This window comes from Ralstonia sp. TCR112, from assembly GCF_007997035.1.
GTDB classification, from domain to species: Bacteria; Pseudomonadota; Gammaproteobacteria; order Burkholderiales; family Burkholderiaceae; genus Ralstonia; species Ralstonia edaphi.
Map to the genome: position 1 here is coordinate 40,050 of NZ_VOSS01000034.1, position 18,486 is coordinate 58,535.

Below are 18,486 nucleotides of genomic sequence, written 5' to 3' on the forward strand. Positions count from 1 at the left end.
CGAACACCGCGCCAACACCGTATCGTGACGACCACTTTCCTCTACAAGTCCGACCCTGTCCGCGGCCGGCAATGGGCCGAGGTGTTCCGCCAGCATGCGCCCGACATCGACTTCCGCATCTGGCCCGACATCGGCGATCCGCTGCGGGTGCGCTTTCTTGCGGCCTGGGAGCCGCCCGCCGATATCGCGACCCAGTTTCCGCACCTGGAGGTGCTGTTCTCTTCAGGCGCCGGGGTCGATCAATTCAACTTTGCAGCGCTGCCGCCCACGCTGCCCGTGGTGCGCATGGTCGAGCCCGGCATCGTGCGCGGCATGGTCGAGTACGTCACGCATGCCGTGCTGAGCCTGCACCGCGATATTCCTGCCTACCGCCGCCAGCAGCAGGCCGAGCAATGGCGGCCGCTGCCGGTGCGGCCGGCCAATGAACGCCGCATTGGCGTGCTGGGACTCGGCTCGCTCGGGCAGGCCGTGCTGGCGCGGTTGCAGGATTTCGGTTTCGACTGCGCGGGCTGGAGCCGATCCCGCCATGCCATCGACGGCGTGCAGTGCTTTGCCGGGCAAGACGAACAGGCAGCCTTCCTGGCGCGCACCGACATCCTGGTCTGCCTGATGCCGTTGACCGATGCCACGCGCGGCGCGCTGAACGCAGCATTGTTTGCGCAGTTGCCGCAAGGCGCCGCGCTGGTGCACGTGGGCCGCGGCCCGCAACTGGTGAACGACGACCTGCTTGCAGCGCTCGACAGTGGGCAGCTCAGCGAAGCCATGCTCGACGTGACCGACCCGGAGCCGCTGCCTGCGGGCCATGCGTTGTGGCGCCATCCGCGCGTCCACATCACACCGCACATTGCCAGCATGACGCAGCCGCTTTCCGCAGCAGCGGTGGTCATCGACAACCTGCGCCGCTTCACCGCCGGCGAACCCATGGTCGGGCTGGTGGACCGCTCGCGCGGCTACTGAAACCATGCATCAAACGGCGCGCCGCACGATCTGCTGCTGCGCGCCGAACAACAGCAGCACGCTGCGTTCTTCCCGCGCAAAGCAGCACCAAGCCTCAGGCCGCACAGCCTACTCTTGAGTCCATTGATTGCCTTCACTGCACGAACGGACTCTGCCATGACCCAGCTCACCGATCTGCCCCAACTTGCCTCGCTTGACGCCATCGACCGCGCGCACCTGATTCACCCGGTCGCGGCCTGGCGCACCCACGAGCAACGCGGGCCGACCGTGCTGACATCCGGACGCGGTGCGTGGCTGACTGACGCGCACGGCAACGAACTGCTCGACGCCTTTGCGGGCCTCTGGTGCGTCAACGTCGGCTACGGCCAGGAGAGCGTGGTGCAGGCCGCCGCCGAGCAGATGCGCCGCCTGCCCTACGCCACCGGCTACTTTCACTTCAGCAGCGAGCCCGCCATCCGCTTGGCCGACAAGCTCGTGCAGATCACGCCGCGCTCGCTCAATCACGTCTATCTCACGCTGGGTGGGTCCGAGGCGGTGGACGCGGCGGTGCGTTTCATCGTCCAGTACTTCAATGCCATCGGCAAGCCGACGAAGAAGCATTTCATTTCGCTGGAGCGCGGGTATCACGGCTCGTCGTCTACCGGCGCGGGGCTGACGGCGCTGCCTGCGTTCCATCGCGGTTTCGACCTGCCGCTGCCGACGCAGCATTACATCCCCTCGCCCAACCCATACCGCGCGGCCAACCCGGCGGATGCGCAAGGCATCATCGCGGCATCGGTGGCGGCATTGCGGGCCAAGGTGGCGGAACTGGGCGCGGACAACGTCGCCGCGTTCTTCTGCGAGCCGATCCAGGGCTCCGGCGGCGTGATCGTCCCGCCCAAGGGCTGGCTCAAAGCCATGCGCGACGCCACGCGCGAACTGGGCATCCTGTTCGTCGTGGATGAAGTCATCACCGGTTTTGGCCGTACCGGCCCGATGTTTGCCTGCGATGCCGAAGGCGTCGACCCCGACATCATGACGATGGCCAAGGGGCTCACGGCAGGCTACGTGCCGATGGGCGCGACGCTGATTTCCGACCAGATCTACGCCGGCATTGCCGACGGCGCGCCGGCCGGTGTGCCGATCGGCCACGGCGCCACATACTCGGCGCACCCCGTGAGCGCGGCGGTGGCGCTCGAAGTGCTGCGTCTGTACGAAGAAGGCGGCATCCTCGCCAACGGCCAGCGCGGCGCGGCCAGTTTTGCGGCCGGGCTCGACGGGCTGCTTGCGCACCCGCTGGTGGGCGACTCGCGCCACCGCGGCCTGCTGGGCGCACTCGAACTTGTGAGCGACAAGGCCACCAAGCGCGGCTTCGATGCCGCACTTGGCCTGCCCAACCTGATTGCCGCGGCTGCCTACGGCAACGGTCTCGTGTTTCGGGCGTTTGGCGACAACATCCTCGGCTTCGCCCCCGCGCTGACCTACACAGAAGACGAATTCGCCCAACTGTTCGCGCGCCTGAAGAAGACGCTCGACGACGTTCTGACCATGCCGGCCGTACGTGCGGCGCTCGCCTGATGCAACCGGTAGCAACAGGCCCCAACAAGCTGACACAAAAGACACCGGCTGCCGCAGAATCGGATCTATCTTCCACGCCTTCGCCCCTGCCATGACCGAAGCTCTCAAGATCGATCGTCTGGACCTGCGCATCCTTGCCCAACTGCAGAAGAACGGGCGCATGACGAACGTGGACCTGGCCGACGCCGTGGGCCTGTCGCCCAGCCCATGCCTGATCCGCGTCAAGCGCCTGGAGCAGGCCGGCTACATCTCCGGCTACGGCGCGCACATCCGCCTGGAAAAATTGGGCGACACGCTGACCGTCTTCACCGAAGTCACGCTGTCGGACCACCACCGCGAAACCTTCGTGCGCTTCGAAGCGGCCATCCGGGAGGTGGACGAGGTGCTCGAGTGCCACCTGCTCTCCGGCGGCTACGACTACCTGCTGCGCTTCATCACGCGCGGCGTCAATCACTACCAGGAGGTGATTGAAGAGCTGCTGGAACGCAACATCGGCATTGCCAAATATTTCAGCTACATCGTCATCAAATCGCCGTTCGTCAAAACGCACTGTCCGATCGAACGGCTCTTTCCCAACCAACGCTGACGCCCTCGAAACCGAGTCCACTGCTGGATGCGGTGAGGAACAACCTGCATGACAACCGCCCTGATGCTGCATCGCGCCGATGGCGCCCCAATCTCAACCGCGTTCCGGCCTGCCGCCCTGAACCCCGACGACCCCTTCGCGCAAGAACGGGAGATTGCCTGGGAAGGACCCAACGCGATGAGCGCCGGCCGGGCGAGCTTTGTCGGCGAACGGGATGTCGCGAGCTTTCCCCATACCGAGACGCTCGCCGTCGTGGAGGGCGAGTTGACGCTCACCGCGCCGGGCTCGGCACCGCACGTGATCGGCCCGGGCGCGGGCGCGGTCATCGCATCCGGCACGGCCGTGCGCATCGAGGCTGCCACGGGCGTTCGATTCGTGTTCTGCGCTGCTGTCATCAACACACCGACCACGCCTGCGCTCATCCCGCTACACGCCGATGCGGACTTCAAACCCTCGGGCGGCCCGGCGCCGGAAGTCCTGATCGGGCCAGTTCCGCAGTGCCGCAGCGACAACGTCTTCACCGACGAGCCAACGCAATACCGCGCCGGCACCTGGGACTCGACGCCCTATCACCGCATCGTCCGCGCGCATCCGGTGAACGAGTTCATGTACGTGCTTGATGGCGGTGTGCAGTTCGCTGGCCCGGATGGCAGCGCGCTGTCCGTGAGTGCCGGCGATGCCATCTTCGTACCGCAGGGCACCGCCATCGGATGGCTCAGTACGGAGCGCGTCGCCAAGTTCTACGTGGTGCAAAACGCCCAGGCCTGAACGAACGAGGAAAGCGAGTCATGTCTCAACCGTTGCGCCTCATCGAGAGCGCCTCTCCCCTTCCAGCGCAGGCCGACGTCGTCGTGATCGGCGGCGGCATCATCGGCGTCTTTGCTGCCTACTACCTGGCCAGGCGCGGCGTGTCGGTGGCCGTGGTCGAAAAGGGCCGCATCGGGGCCGAACAGTCGAGCCGCAATTGGGGCTGGTGCCGACAGCAGAACCGCGATGCGCGTGAACTGCCGATGGCCACCAAGAGCCTCGAACTGTGGGAGCAGTTTGCCGCCGACACGGGCGAAGACACGGGCTTCCGCCGCTGCGGCCTGCTCTATCTCAGCAACGACGAAGAAGAACTTGCCCGCTGGACGAAGTGGCGCGATTTCGCAAAGACGGCCGGCGTGACCACGCACATGCTGAGCAGCCAGGAAGCCTCCGAGCGTGGCCGCCTGACCGGTCGCGCGTGGAAGGGCGGCGTGTTCTCACCGAGCGACGGCACGGCCGACCCGGCCAAGGCGGCACCGTCTGTGGCGGCTGCGCTCATGAAGCTCGGCGGCACCGTTCACCAGAATTGCGCCGCACGCGGCATTGAACTCGAGGGCGGCCGCGTGAGCGGCGTCGTCACCGAAGCCGGAACCATCAAGACCCGCACCGTGGTGTTTGCGGGCGGCGCGTGGGCCTCGTCGTTCTGTCGCCAATTGGGCATCCGTTTTCCGCAGGCGACCGTTCGCCAGTCCATCGTGCGTGTGACGGGGGTGACCGAGCCAGTGCCTGACGCCCTGCACACTGCACGCGTATCCATCACCCGCCGCAGCGATGGCAGCTACAACCTGGCCATCAGCGGCCGCGGACGCGTGGACCCGACGGCACAGCTGCTGCGCTTCGCGCCGCAGTTTCTGCCGATGTTCGCGAAGCGCTGGCGCAATGTGTTCCCCGGCGGGCTGGAGGGCATTCGCGCGGGGCACGAAACACTCGCGCGGTGGCGGCTCGATGCCCCGACGCCCATGGAGCGCATGCGCATTCTCGACCCGCGGCCCGATGCGGCGGCGGTCAAGCAAACCTACAACCGCGCCGTCGAACTGCTGCCGGTGCTGGGCCAAGCGGGCATCGCCAACGCCTGGGCCGGTTTCGTCGACAACACGCCGGACGGCGTGCCCGGTATCGGCGAGGTGCCGGAGATTCCCGGGTTCATTTTGGCCGCGGGCTTCTCGGGCCACGGCTTCGGTATCGGCCCCGGTGCCGGCCATCTGATCGCGGATCTGGTGACCGGCGAAAAGCCGATCTTCGACCCGGCCCCCTACGACCCCGCGCGCTTCAAGCACTCGGCCTGGGGCAAGGTCGCGGATTTCTAAGGCCGCAATATCGGAAGGGCGACGCGCATGGCCGCAGTTCAAGCAGCAGATGGAACGGCGGCCAACGCGCGGCGGGCGACCTCGCAGAACCAGCGCACGCCCAGCGGCAACGCGTCGTCGTTGAAGTCGTAACACGGGTGGTGCAGCGGGTATTCGCCATCGGGGCCGGCACCAGCACGACCTTGGCCGAGCCAGAGATAGGCGCCCGGCTTGCGCTGCAGCATGAAAGCAAAGTCTTCAGAGGTGAAGGCAGCGCGTGGCGCCTCTGCGGCCTCCAGGCCGATCGCCTGCGCCGCATCCAACGCGAGCAGCGCTTCGGCCCGCGTGTTGATGGTCGCCGGGTAATAGCGGCGGTAATCCACCTGCACCTGCGTGCCGCTGCCCAGCGCGATGCCGTTGGCCGTGTCGCGCAGCGCGGCCTCGATGCGATCCTGCGATACCGCATCGAAGCTGCGTACGGTGCCGGTGACGCGCACCTCGGCCGGCAGCACGTTGTGGCTGTGCCCACCTTCGATGCGCGTGACGGACAACACCGCCGATTCGTTTGGATCGATCCGGCGGGAGACGATGGTGTGCAGTTGCGCCACCAGCTGGCTGGCCGCGAGGATGGCATCCGGCGTGTGGTGAGGCTGGGCTGCATGCCCGCCACGGCCGCGCACGGTGATGTCGAACCGGTCTGCCGCCGCCATGATCGGGCCGGGCCGTGTCTGCGCGTGTCCGAGCGGCAAATCCGGCCAGTTGTGCAGTGCATAGACGCTGTCACACGGAAAACGCTCGAACAGGCCGTCTTCGATCATCCGGCGCGCGCCGGCCTGACCCTCTTCGGCCGGCTGGAAGATGAAGTGGACGGTGCCGTCGATGCCCGTTCGCGCAAGCTGGCGCGCCGCGCCGATCAGCATGCTGGTGTGGCCGTCATGCCCGCAGCCGTGGTGCTTGCCCTGCATGCGGCTCGCGTGCGCTGTGCGGCCCAGCTCCACCATCGGCAACGCGTCCATGTCGGCGCGCAGCGCAACGCTGCGCGTGCCCCGGCCGCCACGCAGCGTGCCCACCACGCCGGTGCCGCCGATGCCTTCTTGCACCGCCAGACCTAGCACACGCAGCGACTGCGCGACGATGCCCGCCGTGCGGTGTTCTTCGTAGGCGAGTTCCGGATTCGCATGCAGATCGCGGCGCAGGGCCACGAGGTCCGGCAGCAGATCGGCGATGGGGGCGGCAATGTCGTCGCGCTTCATTCTCCAGCCTCGACCGCATCGGCCAACTGGGCGAGCGTATGGAAGTGGTAATCCGGCACGGTGTGCTCGGATTCGATGGTGCCGCCGGAATCTTTCATTCCGTGCCGGCGCTCGATCCAGCAGGTGGTGATGCCGAGGCGTTTCGAGATGCCGATGTCGTGGTACTGGCTCTGCGCCACGTGCAGGTTGTCGGCCTGCTTGAAGCCCCACGCGCCTTCATAGCGGCCGCGTGCATAGGCGAAATACTGCGCATCGGGCTTTTCGCACAGGGCGTCGTCGCAGCTGAGCAGCAGGTCGAACGGGGCGCCCAGCGTCCGCTGGAAATGATCGAGCGCCCATGATTGCGCGTTGGTCATGGTGACGAGCTTGAAACGCTTGCCCAACCGCTGCAGCGCCTCCACCGAATCGGGAAACGCCGGCCATTCGGCTACCGAATCGCGAAAGCCGCGCGCCAGCGCATCGGTATCGGGCAAGCCAAGCTGCTGCGCGACGATGTGCCAGCACGGCACCAGGTCGTCGGGGTACCACTCGGTCTGGCCGCGTTTGCGCGCGGCCCGGTAGGCGCCAAGAAAATCCTCGTCGGCGACCTTGCTGCCGGGCACCGCACGGCGCAGGTAGGCGAGCATGCCGCCCTCGAAATCGATCAACGTTCCGACGACGTCGAAAGTCAGCACTTTGAAATCCCGAAGGGCCATGACAACGCTCCTGAATGGTTGAACGCCAGAATGAATCCAAGGGTGGCGGCAAGCCGCCTTGCATGGCGTCTAGCTTAGGAGCAGCGGTGCCGACGATGGTGCCGATCGGGCGCCGCGACACGGCAGCGAATTGCGTTTTTGCCGACGCGGCGTACAGATCGTTTGGTGGGCGCCCGGACGCCCGGACGCCCGGATGCCCTGACACCCATACCCGCGCCGCTGATGGTGGTTACCTCCAGGTGCGTACTTGTTGCCGCACCGCACCGTCCTTACTCTGGGTGCATCGCAACGCATCCGCTTGCCGGCCCGACAGCGGACACCTCGGAGGTTCCATGCTTCAAACCGCCTGGCTCTGGCTGCTGGCAGCCGGGGCTGTGGAGATCGCCATGGCGGTCTCGCTCAAATTTGCGCAAGGGTGGACGCGCCCCATCCCCAGCGTGCTCGGCATCGTGACGGCGCTTGCGAGCGTCTTCCTGCTCACGCATGCCATGCGCGGCCTGCCCGCAGGCACCGCCTACGCCATCTGGACGGGCATCGGCTCGGTGGGCGTGACGGTGCTGGGCATCGTGCTCTTTGGCGAGAGCATGCAGCCCGCGCGCCTGGCCTGCATCGGGCTGGTGATTGCCGGCACGGTGGGCCTCAACTTCTTCAACGCTGCGTAAAACGTATCAGGATCCCATCATGACCCGCCTGCTTTATATCGAAGCTTCACCCATGAAAACGCTGTCGCACTCCATCGACGTGGCCAAGCATTTTCTCGACGCGTACCGCACCGGGCATCCCGGCCACGAGATGGACACGATCGACCTGTGGAGCCGGGACATCGACCTGCCCGAGTTCGACGCCGACATGATCGGCGCCAAGTTTGCCGTTCTGCGCACCCAGACCGCCACGCCGCAGCAGCGTGCGCAATGGCAGCGCGCCGTGGCGTTAGCGCAGCGGTTCAACGCGGCCGACCATTACCTCTTTTCCGTACCGATGTGGAATTTCGGTGTGCCGTATCGGCTCAAGCACTTCATTGATGTGGTGACCCTGCCGGGGCAGAACTGGAACTGGTCGCCCGCCACGGGCTATCAGGCGCTGCTCTCGGGCAAGAAGGCGGCGCTCGTCTACGCCAGCGCTGGGGCGTACGCCGCACACACGGAGGGTGCCAGCGAATCGCCGGACGATTTCCAGAAGCCCTATCTGCGCCGCTGGCTCCGTTTTCTCGGCATTGAAGACGTGACCGAAATCAGTGCCGCCCCCACGCTCACGGCGCCCGATCTGCTGGCGGCGACCAAGGCCGATGCCAAAGCGCGGGCGGCGGCATTGGGCGCAGCCTTCTGAAATGCACGTCTGATTGCCGGGTTGACTGCGCGCCAAAGTGTATCTAACATGGTTACACTTTGGCGCCTAACTCCATGTCTACCAGCAGCCGCTTTGCCGTCGCCGTGCATATCCTCACCCTGCTTGCCAGCGCGGAGGGGCCGGTGCCGTCTTCGCTCATTGCTGGCAGCGTGGGCACGAACCCGGCGCTGATCCGGCGTCTGGTGGCGCAGTTGGCGGACGCTGGCTTTGTGACCTCGCAGATGGGCGCAACAGGCGGCGCCACGCTGGCGCGGCCGGCAGATCGCATCACGCTGCTCGACGTCTTTCGTGTGGTGGAATCTCCGGTGCTGATTGCGCTGCCGCCCAATGCACCCAACCCGGCGTGCGAGGTCGGTCGTGAAATCACCGGCGTGCTGGAGCGCGTGACGGAGCGCGCGCAGGCCGCATTGGAAGCCGAGCTGGCTGCGCAGACCATCGCCAGCATCCTCAGCGAGGTGGGGCACGCGCAGCGCCGCCGCCGTCGGGCCTAGCCGGGCCGCATGTCGGCCTATTTTTTTATCCCTATATGTAACTGCATTAATTACATATAACGTTTCAACCACCCAGACCAACCACAAGGAATTGACCATGAAGATCGCAATCATCGGCGCCACGGGGCGCGTGGGCACTCGCCTGATCGACGAAGCGCTGCGCCGCGGCCACCAGGTGACGGCCATTGCGCGCACCGCATCGAAGTTGCCCGCGCGCGCTGGCCTGACGACCAAGGATGTCGACGTGGCCGACCAGGCGGGCCTCGTGGCGGCGCTTGCCGGCAACGATGTGGTCCACAGCACCGTGCGTTTTCTGCAGGCGAATGCCGACCAGATTGTGGGTGCGGTGAAGAAAGCCGCCGTGCCGCGCCTGCTGGTCGTGGGGGGCGCCGGCAGCCTGGAAGTGGCACCGGGCGTCGCGCTGATCGACACGCCGCAGTTTCCCAAGGAGTACTTTGAAGAAGCCTCGGCCGGCCGCGATTTCCTCAACGCGCTGCGCAAGGAAACCGAGCTGAATTGGACGTTTGTGTCGCCGTCGGCCATCTTCGAGCCGGGCGAGCGCACGGGGCACTTCCGCGTCGGCAAGGATTCGCTGCTGGTGGATGCGAACGGCAAGCCCTGGATTTCGATGGAGGACTTCGCCATCGCCTTCCTCGACGAAACGGAAAAGCCGGCGCACCCGCGCCAGCGTTTCACAGTCGGTTACTGAGCCAAGGCAGGAGCGAAGGCACGGCCGGTACGCCGATCAATGGCCGGGCGTATCGGCCATGCCGGGAGGCGCATCATCGGGCTCGATCGGCTCGGGCGCGGAATCCAGCGCAGGCAGGCGGATCACGATCGCGCAGCCCCTGCCTTCTGCGTGGACCAGGCCGTCTTCGATGGCCACCGAGCCATTCCCCAATTCAACGATGCGGCGCACGATCGCCAGGCCCAGGCCACTGCCTTGCGACTGGCTGGTACGCGGGCGGTAAAAACGCTCGAACACGCGATCGCGCTCGTCGGGCGGGATACCGGGGCCGGAGTCTTCAATGCGCAGTTCGACCATCGGCGCGCCGGCTTGCTCGATGCGCTTGACGGCCACGCGCACCTCGCCACCGTTGGGCGTTTCGCGCACGGCGTTGTCGAGCACGTTTTCCACCAGCGTCGCGGCGTCTTCATGCGAGACCGAGACCCACGCCTGGTTGGCGCCGTCGTACGACAGCGTGATGTTGCGGCGCTCGGCGCGCGATGCCTGCTGGATCACCCCGCTGCGCGCGCAGCCTGCCAGGTCGGACAACGCGCCCTGCGCAAGTTGCGCCTCGACGCGACGCGCGTCCAGCCGGGCGATGGCGAGCAGCTTGGCGAGCGACTGTGTTGCGCGCGAAATGCCGCGATCAAACTCGCGCAGCGCGGTAGAACGATCGTCTTCGCTGTCGGAATGCGACACGACATACGCCTGCGCCTGAATGGCGGCGAGCGGCGTGCGCAGTTCGTGCGCGGCATCGGCAAAGAAACGGCGGTCCGCCTCGATGCCGCGACGCACGCGCGCGAACAACCCGTTCAAGGCTTCGACCAGCGGCTTCAGCTCGGCATGTTCCACGCTCTGCACGGGGTCGAGGTCGGCGGAGTCGCGCGCCTCCACCTGGCGCGTGAGCGTGCGCAGCGGCTTGAGCCCCTGGTGCGCGGCCCAACCCACCATCACCATCAGCGCGCTCGCCAGGATGGCCAGCGCGACCGCCACTTCCTGGAACAGATCGCGGATGGCGCGCTCGTAGGCCGTCAGCGGCTGCGCCACCGTGGCGGAAATCTTGCCGTCGACGCTGTCGACTGTGTAGCTGCGCCACGGTTTGCCTTCCAGCATGATCTCGACGACGGTGCGTGCGCCTTGCCGCATGGCATGGTGGGCGCACCGGGCAACGCGGTGATGACGTTGCCGGCGCGATCGCACAGCACGTAGCGGAATTCGCCCGGCAGGATGTTGGGCAGCGACAAGCCCAGTTTGATGTCGGTGAGGCGGCGCAGGAATTCTTCGCGGCGCGGCACGTCGTCCATGTTGAGCGTGGTGAGGTCCGCATAGGCCTGCGCCGACATGCGCAGATCGCTCACCACCTGGCGGCTGTTGGTGCGCGAGATTTCCAGATGCGCGATGACGAGCTGCACCAGCAGCATCAACACCAGCGCCAGGAGGATCAGCACATACAGGCGAAACGACAGCGAGCGAACCCGCAGGATGGCTGGAACCGCCAGCTTCATTGGGCGGCCCCGCGGTTGCCGCCGATCATGTAGCCGACACCGCGAATGGTCTGGATGGTTTCGTTGCCAAGCTTGCGGCGCAGGTGGTGGATGACGACTTCCAGCGCGTTGGCGCTGACGCTGTCGCCCTCACGATAGAGCGCGTCCATGAGCGTTTCGCGTGGCACCCAGCGGTGGGCGCGGCGCACAAGTTCAAGCAGCAGCTGATATTCGCGCGGCGTGAGTTCGATGACCTGGCCCTCTTGCGTCACGCGCTTCTGCGAGGGCTCCACCACCAGGTTGCCGACGTTCCACTGATTGGTGCTCTGCCCCGCATGGCGACGCAGCACGGCGCGCAGGCGGGCGATGAGTTCGTCCACGGGAAACGGCTTGACCAGAAAATCGTCCGCGCCGGAATCCAGCCCCTTCAGGCGTTCCGACAGCGCATCGCGCGCGCTCGCAATGATGACGGGCACGTCGCTGTGCGCGGCGCGCAGTTCTTCCAGGAACGTATGGCCCTCACCATCGGGCAACCCCAGGTCGAGCACGATGGCTTCGAAGGTGTTGGTGGTGATCCATTTCTGCGCGTCGACCAGGCGGCGCACCCAGGTCGCGTTGTAGCCGGCCTGACGCAGCGCGCGGGCCAGCGCAGTGCCCAGCGGCAAATCGTCTTCGATAAGGAGGATGGCGTTCATGCGCGGGAATCTCGGCGGCGGTAATGACGGTAAACGGACAACCGGCACCTGGAAAACAGGCGCCGGCGAAGGTCGAAATCTACCGCAACGGACTGAGCTTTGCCTTAAATGTGTGGAGACATGTGACGAGGAAGTCGCCCCACGAACACATCCCCGGCGCGGCTTCGGGCATGCAACGTGGCATTTAGCTATCATTCCGAAATTCCGATTGCATTTTCCTTAATCCACCCGCGCATGTTCCGCCTGCCCACCACCGCCACCGCGCCCTTCTGTCCTTCAGAGGTGCGCGGCACCGTTGCCGTCCCGCCCGGCCTGCCGCTGTGGAAGAAGCTGCTGCGCTTTGCGGGGCCGGGCCTGCTGGTGTCGGTCGGCTATATGGACCCGGGCAACTGGGCCACCGACATCGAAGCCGGTTCGCGCTACGGTTATGCGCTGCTATTCGCGGTGGTGCTCTCCAGCCTGGCGGCGATGGTGTTGCAGTGCCTGTCGGCCCGGCTGGGCATCGTCACCGGCATGGACCTGGCGCGCGCGTCGCGCAACCGCTATCGGCCCGGTGCGTTGCGCGTGCAGTGGCTGCTGGCGGAGCTGTCCATCATTGCCTGCGACCTGGCCGAGGTGCTCGGCTGCGCGCTGGCCTTCCACCTCCTGCTGGGTGTGCCGATCCTCTGGGGCGTGGCACTCACCGCGCTCGACACGCTGATCGTGCTGGGCCTGAAGGGCAAGAACTTTCGCCAGCTGGAAGCCATCGTGCTGGCGCTCATCCTCACGATCGGGCTCTGCTATTTCGTTGAACTGGTGCTCATCAAGCCGCACTGGCCTTCGGTGGCGGCCGGGCTGATGCCGTCGTGGCAGGCCGTGAGCCAGCGCGAGCCGCTGTACCTGGCGATCGGCATCCTGGGCGCGACGGTGATGCCGCACAACCTGTACCTGCATTCGTCCATCGTGCAGACGCGCATGACGGCCAGCACCGAAGCCGCCAAGCGCGAGGCCATCGGCCTGTCGCGGCTGGACACCATCGTGTCGCTGGGGCTGGCGCTGCTCGTGAACGGCGCGATCCTGATCCTGGCCGCAGCGGCATTCAACGCGCATGGCCATCACGACGTGACCGACATCCAGGATGCCTATCACCTGCTGGAGCCCATCGTCGGGACGGCTCTGGCAGGGTTGCTGTTCGGTATCGCGTTGCTGGCGGCGGGGCAAAGCTCAACCTTTACCGGCACCATCGCGGGGCAAATCCTCATGGAGGGCTTCCTCGATTTGCGCATTCCCTGCTGGCAGCGGCGGTTGATCACGCGGGCCCTGGCGTTGATTCCCGCGTTCATCGGCGTGGCGATGCTGGGCGACCACGCCATCGGCAAGCTGCTGGTCATCAGCCAGGTGGTGCTCGGCCTGCAGTTGCCGTTCGCGATGTTTCCGCTGATCAGCATGACGGGCGATCGCACCCTGATGGGTGTCTTTGTTAACAGCCGGTTAACGTCGTGGCTTGCGTGGGCGCTCTTCATCGTCATCAGCGTCGCCAATGTGTGGCTAGTGTGGCAAGTGCTCGCAGGCTAAGACGCCCGTTGCGGGATTCCCCCATAAAAAATCCGCGCACGGGGCTGCCTGCCGCCATTAGAATGCGCGCTTTGTTGCGCAATCCGGCCACGCCCGCGCCCGCATCATCCCGTCGCGCCAGAAGGCCTCTCTTGTCCTGCCTTGAGCGCGAACCTGCCTACCGCCTCCGACCTGCCCGACGCCCGCACGCCCTCGCGTGACTATCAGGCGCGCCATTTTGTGCCGATGATCCTCGCGCTGAGCAAATGCGGCGTGCTCGGTTACGGCTTCGCGATCATGCTGGGCTGGTCGGTCGGGCTGCTGCCCCGGCCGGAGCCGCTGCTTGCGCTGCTCGGGCTGCTGTTGGCCATCGTGGTGATCGCACAGCGGTATCGGCATACCGGCATGTGGGGGCCGCTGGCGCTGACGCACCTGCTGGCAGAGGAAATCGCGATCATCGCGTTCGGTCATCAGGCGGGGCTCCAATGGGTCCTGCCGGCGTTCTACCTGATGCCGCTTGCCACCAGCCCCGCGTGGCTCACCCGACGCGATTTCTGCATTGCCATGGCGCTGTGCACGGCCGGGCCCATCGTCGCGCTACTGATCGCGCCAGAACCCGCCGCGGCAATCCGCCACGGCTGGCTCGGTCTGGTGCTTTATCTGCCGATCTGCATTGCTGCAGCCGCGGTCATTCACCATTACCTGTTGCGCGCGATGGCCCGACACTTCGCGGCCGAACGCAGCCTTGCCGAGCGCGCCAACACCGACCACCTGACCGGCATGCTCGCGCGGCAGCGCTTCTTCGAACTCGGCAGCTTCGCGGTCGAGCGCGCGCAGCATCATGGCGAGCCGCTGTGCGCGCTGTACCTCGACGTCGATCACTTCAAATCCATCAACGACACGTGGGGACACGCCGCCGGTGACGAAGCGCTCGTCGCACTCTCTGATGCGCTGGCGGGCGTGCTGCGTCCGGGCGACCTGTTCGGCCGTCTGGGTGGCGACGAATTCGCCGTGCTGCTACCCGGCTGCGGACTGACCGGCGCGCTTGCCGTGGTGGACCGGCTCAAGACTGCGGTGGCTGTCACGCAAACGCCCGTGGGGCCGCTGACTGTAAGCGCAGGGGCCGCACCGCTGCGCCCCGGGCAAGACCTTGCGCGCCTGCTGGCCGATGCCGATCTCGGCCTGATGGAAGCCAAGCGTCAGGGTCGCAACCGCGTGTGTGTATCGACTGACGCCGACCCGGCGGCAGCGCTGCGGCCGTAGCGCAGGCACGCTATGTGCGGCGCAGCATCCGTGTTGTCTGCACGGAGAAACCCATGGAGTGGCTCAACGCCCACACCTTCCTGCGCGTGCCGGCCCGCGATTGGGCCGCCGCCACGTTGACTGTCATCGCGGCGTATGCAGTGCTGTCAAGCGTGTTGCGCCTGATCTGCAACCGGCTTGATGCGCGCGCCCGCCGTACCGGCCATCGCTTTGACATTCTCGTCACCGCGGTGCTGCGCGATACGCATCCGCTGTTCATCGCGCTGGCCGCCTTGCTTGCCGGGTCGTACTTCATCGATCTGCCCACGCGCATTGCCAATAAGCTGGACCACATCTGGTTCGTCATCATCGGCTTCCAGATTGCCCTGTGGCTCAATCGCGGCGTGAAGCTGTGGGCACGCGACCGGCTGTCGACACAGACCCATGCCACACGCAACCCGGTGATCACGTCGATGACTGCCTGGGTGCTGCGGTTTGCGTTGTGGTCGATGCTGGTGCTCGCCATCCTGGCCAACGTGGGCGTAAACATCACGGCCTTCGTTGCCAGCCTGGGCGTTGGCGGCGTGGCGGTGGCGCTGGCGGTGCAGAGCATCCTGAGCGACCTGTTTGCGTCGCTGGCGATCGGGCTGGACAAGCCCTTCGAGATCGGCGACTTCATCGTGTTCGAATCGATCGCCGGCACGGTCCAGAACGTGGGGCTCAAGACCACGCGCATCCGCAGCCTGTCGGGCGAAGAGATCATCGCTTCCAACACGGCGCTGCTCAAGAGCACGATTCACAATTACAAACGAATGTCGGAACGACGCATCGTCTTCACCTTTGGGGTGACCTACGATGCGCGCGCCGCGCAGCTGCAGAAGATTCCGGACATCGTGCGCCGTGCCGTGGAAGCCGCCGGCAACACGCGCTTCGATCGTGCGCACTTCAAGGAATTTGGCGAGAACGCGCTGAACTTCGAGGTCGTGTATTTCGTGACCGATCCGGACTTCAACCTGTACATGGATATCCAGCAGCGCATCAACCTGACGATCCTGGAAGGGCTGGAGAATCTCGGCACCTCGTTCGCCCTGCCCACGCGCACGATCCAGCTGGTGCGCCGTGACGGTGAGCCGGTCGGACCGGAAGACCTTGCCGACCGCAAATCAACAGGCAGCAGCCAGCGCGTCAATGCGCGGGCTAGCGGCTGACCGCTGCCGCCATGCCGAGAAACGCCGCGTCGAGGCTGCGCCACAGTGGCCTCGAGCGCGGCACCATGTCCTGCCGGAAGTACCACCAGAAATACCCGCCAACAAACCGCCGATGCGTGATCGCAAGCCCGTAGTAGTGCGCAACAAGCGCAGCCTTGCGTGCGGCATGCCGCGTACCGACTTCACCAAACCCGAGCGCGGCGTGCGGAAACAGTTCTCCCAGGCGGGTGAACACGGCGTTCCAATCGGGCGGCGTGATCTTGCAGTCGTCTTCATAGAAGCTGATGAAGACGTAGTCGAGCCCATCGCGCAGGCGTGGCGGCAGGTTCCGCTGCACCCAATCGAACATGGCGCGTGACGGCTGTTCGGCGCAGCCTTCGTTGTAGTAGAGCGTGAGCGCCGTGCGGCCGCCGCCCGCTTTGATGACCTCGTAAGCGGCCATCGTCTTGTCGACGACGTCGCGAGTGGTGCCGGTCCAGTCGCCGTTGATTTCGTTGCCGATCTCCCAGACGTCGACGTTGCTGCCGAGCGCGTGCAGGTAAGCGGCGGCGCGCTCGCGCAGTTGCCGCGTGGTGTATTGCTTGAGCGTGGAGGAATCCACGAGCTCGCCCATCACATATGCCACGTCGCGGATGGCGGCCACCGGTCCGACGTAATGCGGCGCATCCATGCCCTCATCGAAGACGACGCGCACGGTGGGCGTGCGCGACAGGTGCGACAGCGCATCCACCACAGCAGGCATGTTGTCCACCGCATCCACCGTCACGCCATACAAAGGCACAGGGCCGGGAGGCATGGCGCCCACCGGCCCAGCGGCTTCGGTGGATGCGCTCATGACCAGCATGGCTGCCGCCAGCAACAAGCGCATCCGGCACATCGTCACTTCACCGTGCTCGCATCCGCCCAGGTGTACCCCATGCTGGTGATACCCGTGATGATGGTCTGGAAGTCGGTATAGCCCGGTGTGCCCAGCTCCGGCTCCAGCCAGAACGGATGGAAGAAGAACGAGGCAAAGCCATCGCGCACCACCTGTGCATACGTCGCATTGGTGAGGATGTCCTGCGCGGTGTACGTCAGGCAGGAGGACGGATCGATATTGCAGATGTTGTATTCCACGTTGCCGAGGTTTTCCGGAATGATGCGTTGGTTGTAGTAGTCCTTCTGGATGATGTAGGGGAAGAACTGGCCGACCGAGAAATCATGCCCCGCGGTGCTCGAGTTCAAGGTCTGCGGGTTATCGGATGTGTAATACACGACGCGCTGGTAGGTGTTCTTGAAGTACTGCGGCACGGCCTTGATGGACAGCGGAGACGATTGGTAATGCGGCGCCTCCCAGGCAAAGGGCGCATAGCCATTGAGCTGGAACTCCAGCAAGCCCGAAGACAATCGCCCAGCTGCCCATTGCGTCGAGTCTTCGTTCACCGGGCGGTTCTGCGTGGCGAGCCAGAATTCAAAGTCGTTTGCGCTGACCGCGTTGATGAGGTTCGGGATGTTGCTGTACTGGTGCGTGTAGCCGTGCATCAGGATCTTCCCGCCGCGCGGCAGTGCATGATTCAGCGCCGACTTGAGCCCCGTTGCATTGACCAGGTGGATCGTCTGCGACACGCCGCCGTTGTAGACGCCGTTCGGGTCCTTGTACAGCGGGATGGTGGCAATCGAGAACGGGATCTTCTTGCTGTAGAGGTAGTCCGTCAGCGTGTTGATGGAGCTGACCGTGTTGGTGGCGTTGACGTCTTCCAGGCGCACCAGCGCGCGGTGCAGCGTAGGCGCGTTGGTACCGAGGATGTCATGCAGCATGTCGCACATCGCAAGGTAGCGGTCACGCGGCCCGATATACGAGAACGGCATGTCGGCCACGTACCAGAAGTTGCCTGAACGGATGACGTACGGCGCTGTTTCCTGCGTCACGGAATTCTTGATCGTCACCACGCTGCTGGCCTTGGTGGGATCGGCCACCGACGTCACGCCAATGTCCGGATCCGCGCTGACCACGCCCGTCGTGGCATTGAAGGCGTAGTACTTGGTCATGGTCTGGTTCTTGTACGACACCGTATCGAAGAAGCCGGGGTTCGGCGCGCTTGCCGACGGTGCGGCGTTCATGCCGCGCAGCCCGACAAAGTTGATGCCGTAACGCGACGTGAACGGATACGCCGTATTCCAGGCGAGCTCCCACAGGTTGTACTTGAACCACACCACGGTCTTCTGCGTGGTGGTCACATCCGAGAGGAACGCCGCCGGTATGGGGTTGTTGTAGTAACTCCCCATGTAGAAGATCGCGGTGTACTGCTCGGTCATGCCGGCCGTGTAGTTCTGCACGGGCAGCAGCGTGATGGTGGTGTTGAAGTGCGCGAGCAGGTTGTACAGCATGATCGCGTACGACTTGCCCAGGTTGGTGTACTGATCGTTTGGCGGCGCGTCGTACAACACCAGCATCGGCGCCGGCGTGCTCGTGGTTGTCGTGCCGCCCACCGTCACACAGATGGTTCCGAGCCCGATCGTGCAGGTGGCCGCCTGCGCTGGCCCTGTCAGCGATAGGCCGAGCAGGCCGCCCGCAAAGACGAGCGCGCACAGGAACTTACGAAGCAATGTCTTCATGATGACTCTCCGACTCATGGCAA

The 18,486-nt window shown here is 65.4% G+C and carries 17 protein-coding genes and 1 pseudogene; 12 read left to right on the plus strand and 6 right to left on the minus strand.

Annotation, left to right across the window (positions count from 1 at the left end):
* Positions 1-24: 24 nt before the first annotated feature.
* The 5 genes from FUT88_RS11965 (at position 25) to FUT88_RS11985 (ending at position 5,214) form a co-directional block, all read left to right on the plus strand.
* A complete protein-coding gene (locus tag FUT88_RS11965; RefSeq protein ID WP_147215335.1) occupies positions 25-957 on the plus strand; it encodes a 2-hydroxyacid dehydrogenase in 933 nt (310 codons plus the stop codon).
* A gap of 156 nt (positions 958-1,113) precedes the next feature.
* Positions 1,114-2,514 carry an aspartate aminotransferase family protein gene (locus FUT88_RS11970; protein ID WP_147215336.1) on the plus strand — a complete coding sequence of 467 codons (1,401 nt, stop codon included), beginning with the start codon at positions 1,114-1,116 and terminating at the stop codon, positions 2,512-2,514.
* Between the two features lie 91 nt (positions 2,515-2,605).
* Positions 2,606-3,100, plus strand: a complete 495-nt coding sequence (locus FUT88_RS11975) for an Lrp/AsnC family transcriptional regulator (protein ID WP_147215338.1) — start codon at positions 2,606-2,608, stop codon at positions 3,098-3,100.
* Positions 3,101-3,148: 48 nt separating this feature from the next.
* On the plus strand, positions 3,149-3,868 hold the full coding sequence (locus FUT88_RS11980) for a cupin domain-containing protein (protein WP_147215340.1): 720 nt from the start codon (positions 3,149-3,151) through the stop codon (positions 3,866-3,868).
* A gap of 20 nt (positions 3,869-3,888) precedes the next feature.
* Positions 3,889-5,214: an NAD(P)/FAD-dependent oxidoreductase gene (locus FUT88_RS11985; protein WP_102065311.1), complete on the plus strand. Its 1,326-nt coding sequence runs from the start codon at positions 3,889-3,891 to the stop codon at positions 5,212-5,214.
* A 38-nt stretch (positions 5,215-5,252) separates the two neighbouring features.
* Here FUT88_RS11985 and FUT88_RS11990 read toward each other — a convergent pair whose 3' ends face one another.
* Positions 5,253-6,446 (minus strand): amidohydrolase, encoded by a 1,194-nt coding sequence (locus FUT88_RS11990; RefSeq protein ID WP_147215342.1) that lies wholly within the window; start codon positions 6,444-6,446, stop codon positions 5,253-5,255.
* The gene (locus FUT88_RS11995; protein ID WP_147215344.1) at positions 6,443-7,141 is read right to left on the minus strand and encodes an HAD-IA family hydrolase; all 699 of its coding nucleotides are present in this window, start codon (positions 7,139-7,141) and stop codon (positions 6,443-6,445) included. Before FUT88_RS11995 ends, FUT88_RS11990 begins: the two co-directional genes overlap by 4 nt.
* 332 nt (positions 7,142-7,473) lie before the next feature.
* Here FUT88_RS11995 and FUT88_RS12000 point away from each other — a divergent pair, with 332 nt between their 5' ends.
* The 4 genes from FUT88_RS12000 (at position 7,474) to FUT88_RS12015 (ending at position 9,688) form a co-directional block, all read left to right on the plus strand.
* Complete coding sequence (locus FUT88_RS12000) at positions 7,474-7,803, plus strand: DMT family transporter (protein WP_024541774.1); 330 nt, start codon at positions 7,474-7,476, stop codon at positions 7,801-7,803.
* Positions 7,804-7,822: 19 nt separating this feature from the next.
* Positions 7,823-8,467: an FMN-dependent NADH-azoreductase gene (locus FUT88_RS12005; RefSeq protein ID WP_147215346.1), complete on the plus strand. Its 645-nt coding sequence runs from the start codon at positions 7,823-7,825 to the stop codon at positions 8,465-8,467.
* A 74-nt stretch (positions 8,468-8,541) separates the two neighbouring features.
* Positions 8,542-8,979: an Rrf2 family transcriptional regulator gene (locus FUT88_RS12010; RefSeq protein WP_102065315.1), complete on the plus strand. Its 438-nt coding sequence runs from the start codon at positions 8,542-8,544 to the stop codon at positions 8,977-8,979.
* A 97-nt stretch (positions 8,980-9,076) separates the two neighbouring features.
* Positions 9,077-9,688, plus strand: coding sequence for an NAD(P)-dependent oxidoreductase (locus FUT88_RS12015; protein WP_147215348.1), 612 nt, complete (start codon positions 9,077-9,079; stop codon positions 9,686-9,688).
* A 36-nt stretch (positions 9,689-9,724) separates the two neighbouring features.
* Here the strand turns inward: FUT88_RS12015 and FUT88_RS12020 are convergent.
* Together FUT88_RS12020 and FUT88_RS12025 are read right to left on the minus strand one after the other, a co-directional pair.
* Positions 9,725-11,211 (minus strand): annotated as a pseudogene (locus FUT88_RS12020) (ATP-binding protein).
* Positions 11,208-11,885: a response regulator gene (locus FUT88_RS12025; RefSeq protein ID WP_004631528.1), complete on the minus strand. Its 678-nt coding sequence runs from the start codon at positions 11,883-11,885 to the stop codon at positions 11,208-11,210. The pseudogene FUT88_RS12020 and the gene FUT88_RS12025 overlap by 4 nt, the downstream one beginning before the upstream one ends.
* Positions 11,886-12,119: 234 nt before the next feature.
* Here FUT88_RS12025 and FUT88_RS12030 point away from each other — a divergent pair, with 234 nt between their 5' ends.
* The 3 genes from FUT88_RS12030 to FUT88_RS12040 all read left to right on the plus strand — a co-directional run bounded on the left by FUT88_RS12030 (position 12,120) and on the right by FUT88_RS12040 (position 15,868).
* Positions 12,120-13,439 (plus strand): Nramp family divalent metal transporter, encoded by a 1,320-nt coding sequence (locus FUT88_RS12030; RefSeq protein ID WP_147215350.1) that lies wholly within the window; start codon positions 12,120-12,122, stop codon positions 13,437-13,439.
* 141 nt (positions 13,440-13,580) lie between these two features.
* Positions 13,581-14,681, plus strand: a complete 1,101-nt coding sequence (locus FUT88_RS12035) for a GGDEF domain-containing protein (RefSeq protein WP_186829292.1) — start codon at positions 13,581-13,583, stop codon at positions 14,679-14,681.
* Positions 14,682-14,734: 53 nt separating this feature from the next.
* Positions 14,735-15,868 (plus strand): mechanosensitive ion channel family protein, encoded by a 1,134-nt coding sequence (locus tag FUT88_RS12040; protein WP_147215352.1) that lies wholly within the window; start codon positions 14,735-14,737, stop codon positions 15,866-15,868.
* Here FUT88_RS12040 and FUT88_RS12045 read toward each other — a convergent pair.
* Both FUT88_RS12045 and FUT88_RS12050 read right to left on the minus strand, forming a co-directional pair.
* Positions 15,858-16,745, minus strand: coding sequence for a hypothetical protein (locus FUT88_RS12045; RefSeq protein WP_147215354.1), 888 nt, complete (start codon positions 16,743-16,745; stop codon positions 15,858-15,860). The genes FUT88_RS12040 and FUT88_RS12045 overlap by 11 nt on opposite strands.
* A gap of 2 nt (positions 16,746-16,747) precedes the next feature.
* Complete coding sequence (locus tag FUT88_RS12050; protein ID WP_147215356.1) at positions 16,748-18,463, minus strand: DUF2334 domain-containing protein; 1,716 nt, start codon at positions 18,461-18,463, stop codon at positions 16,748-16,750.
* Positions 18,464-18,486 lie beyond the last annotated feature (23 nt).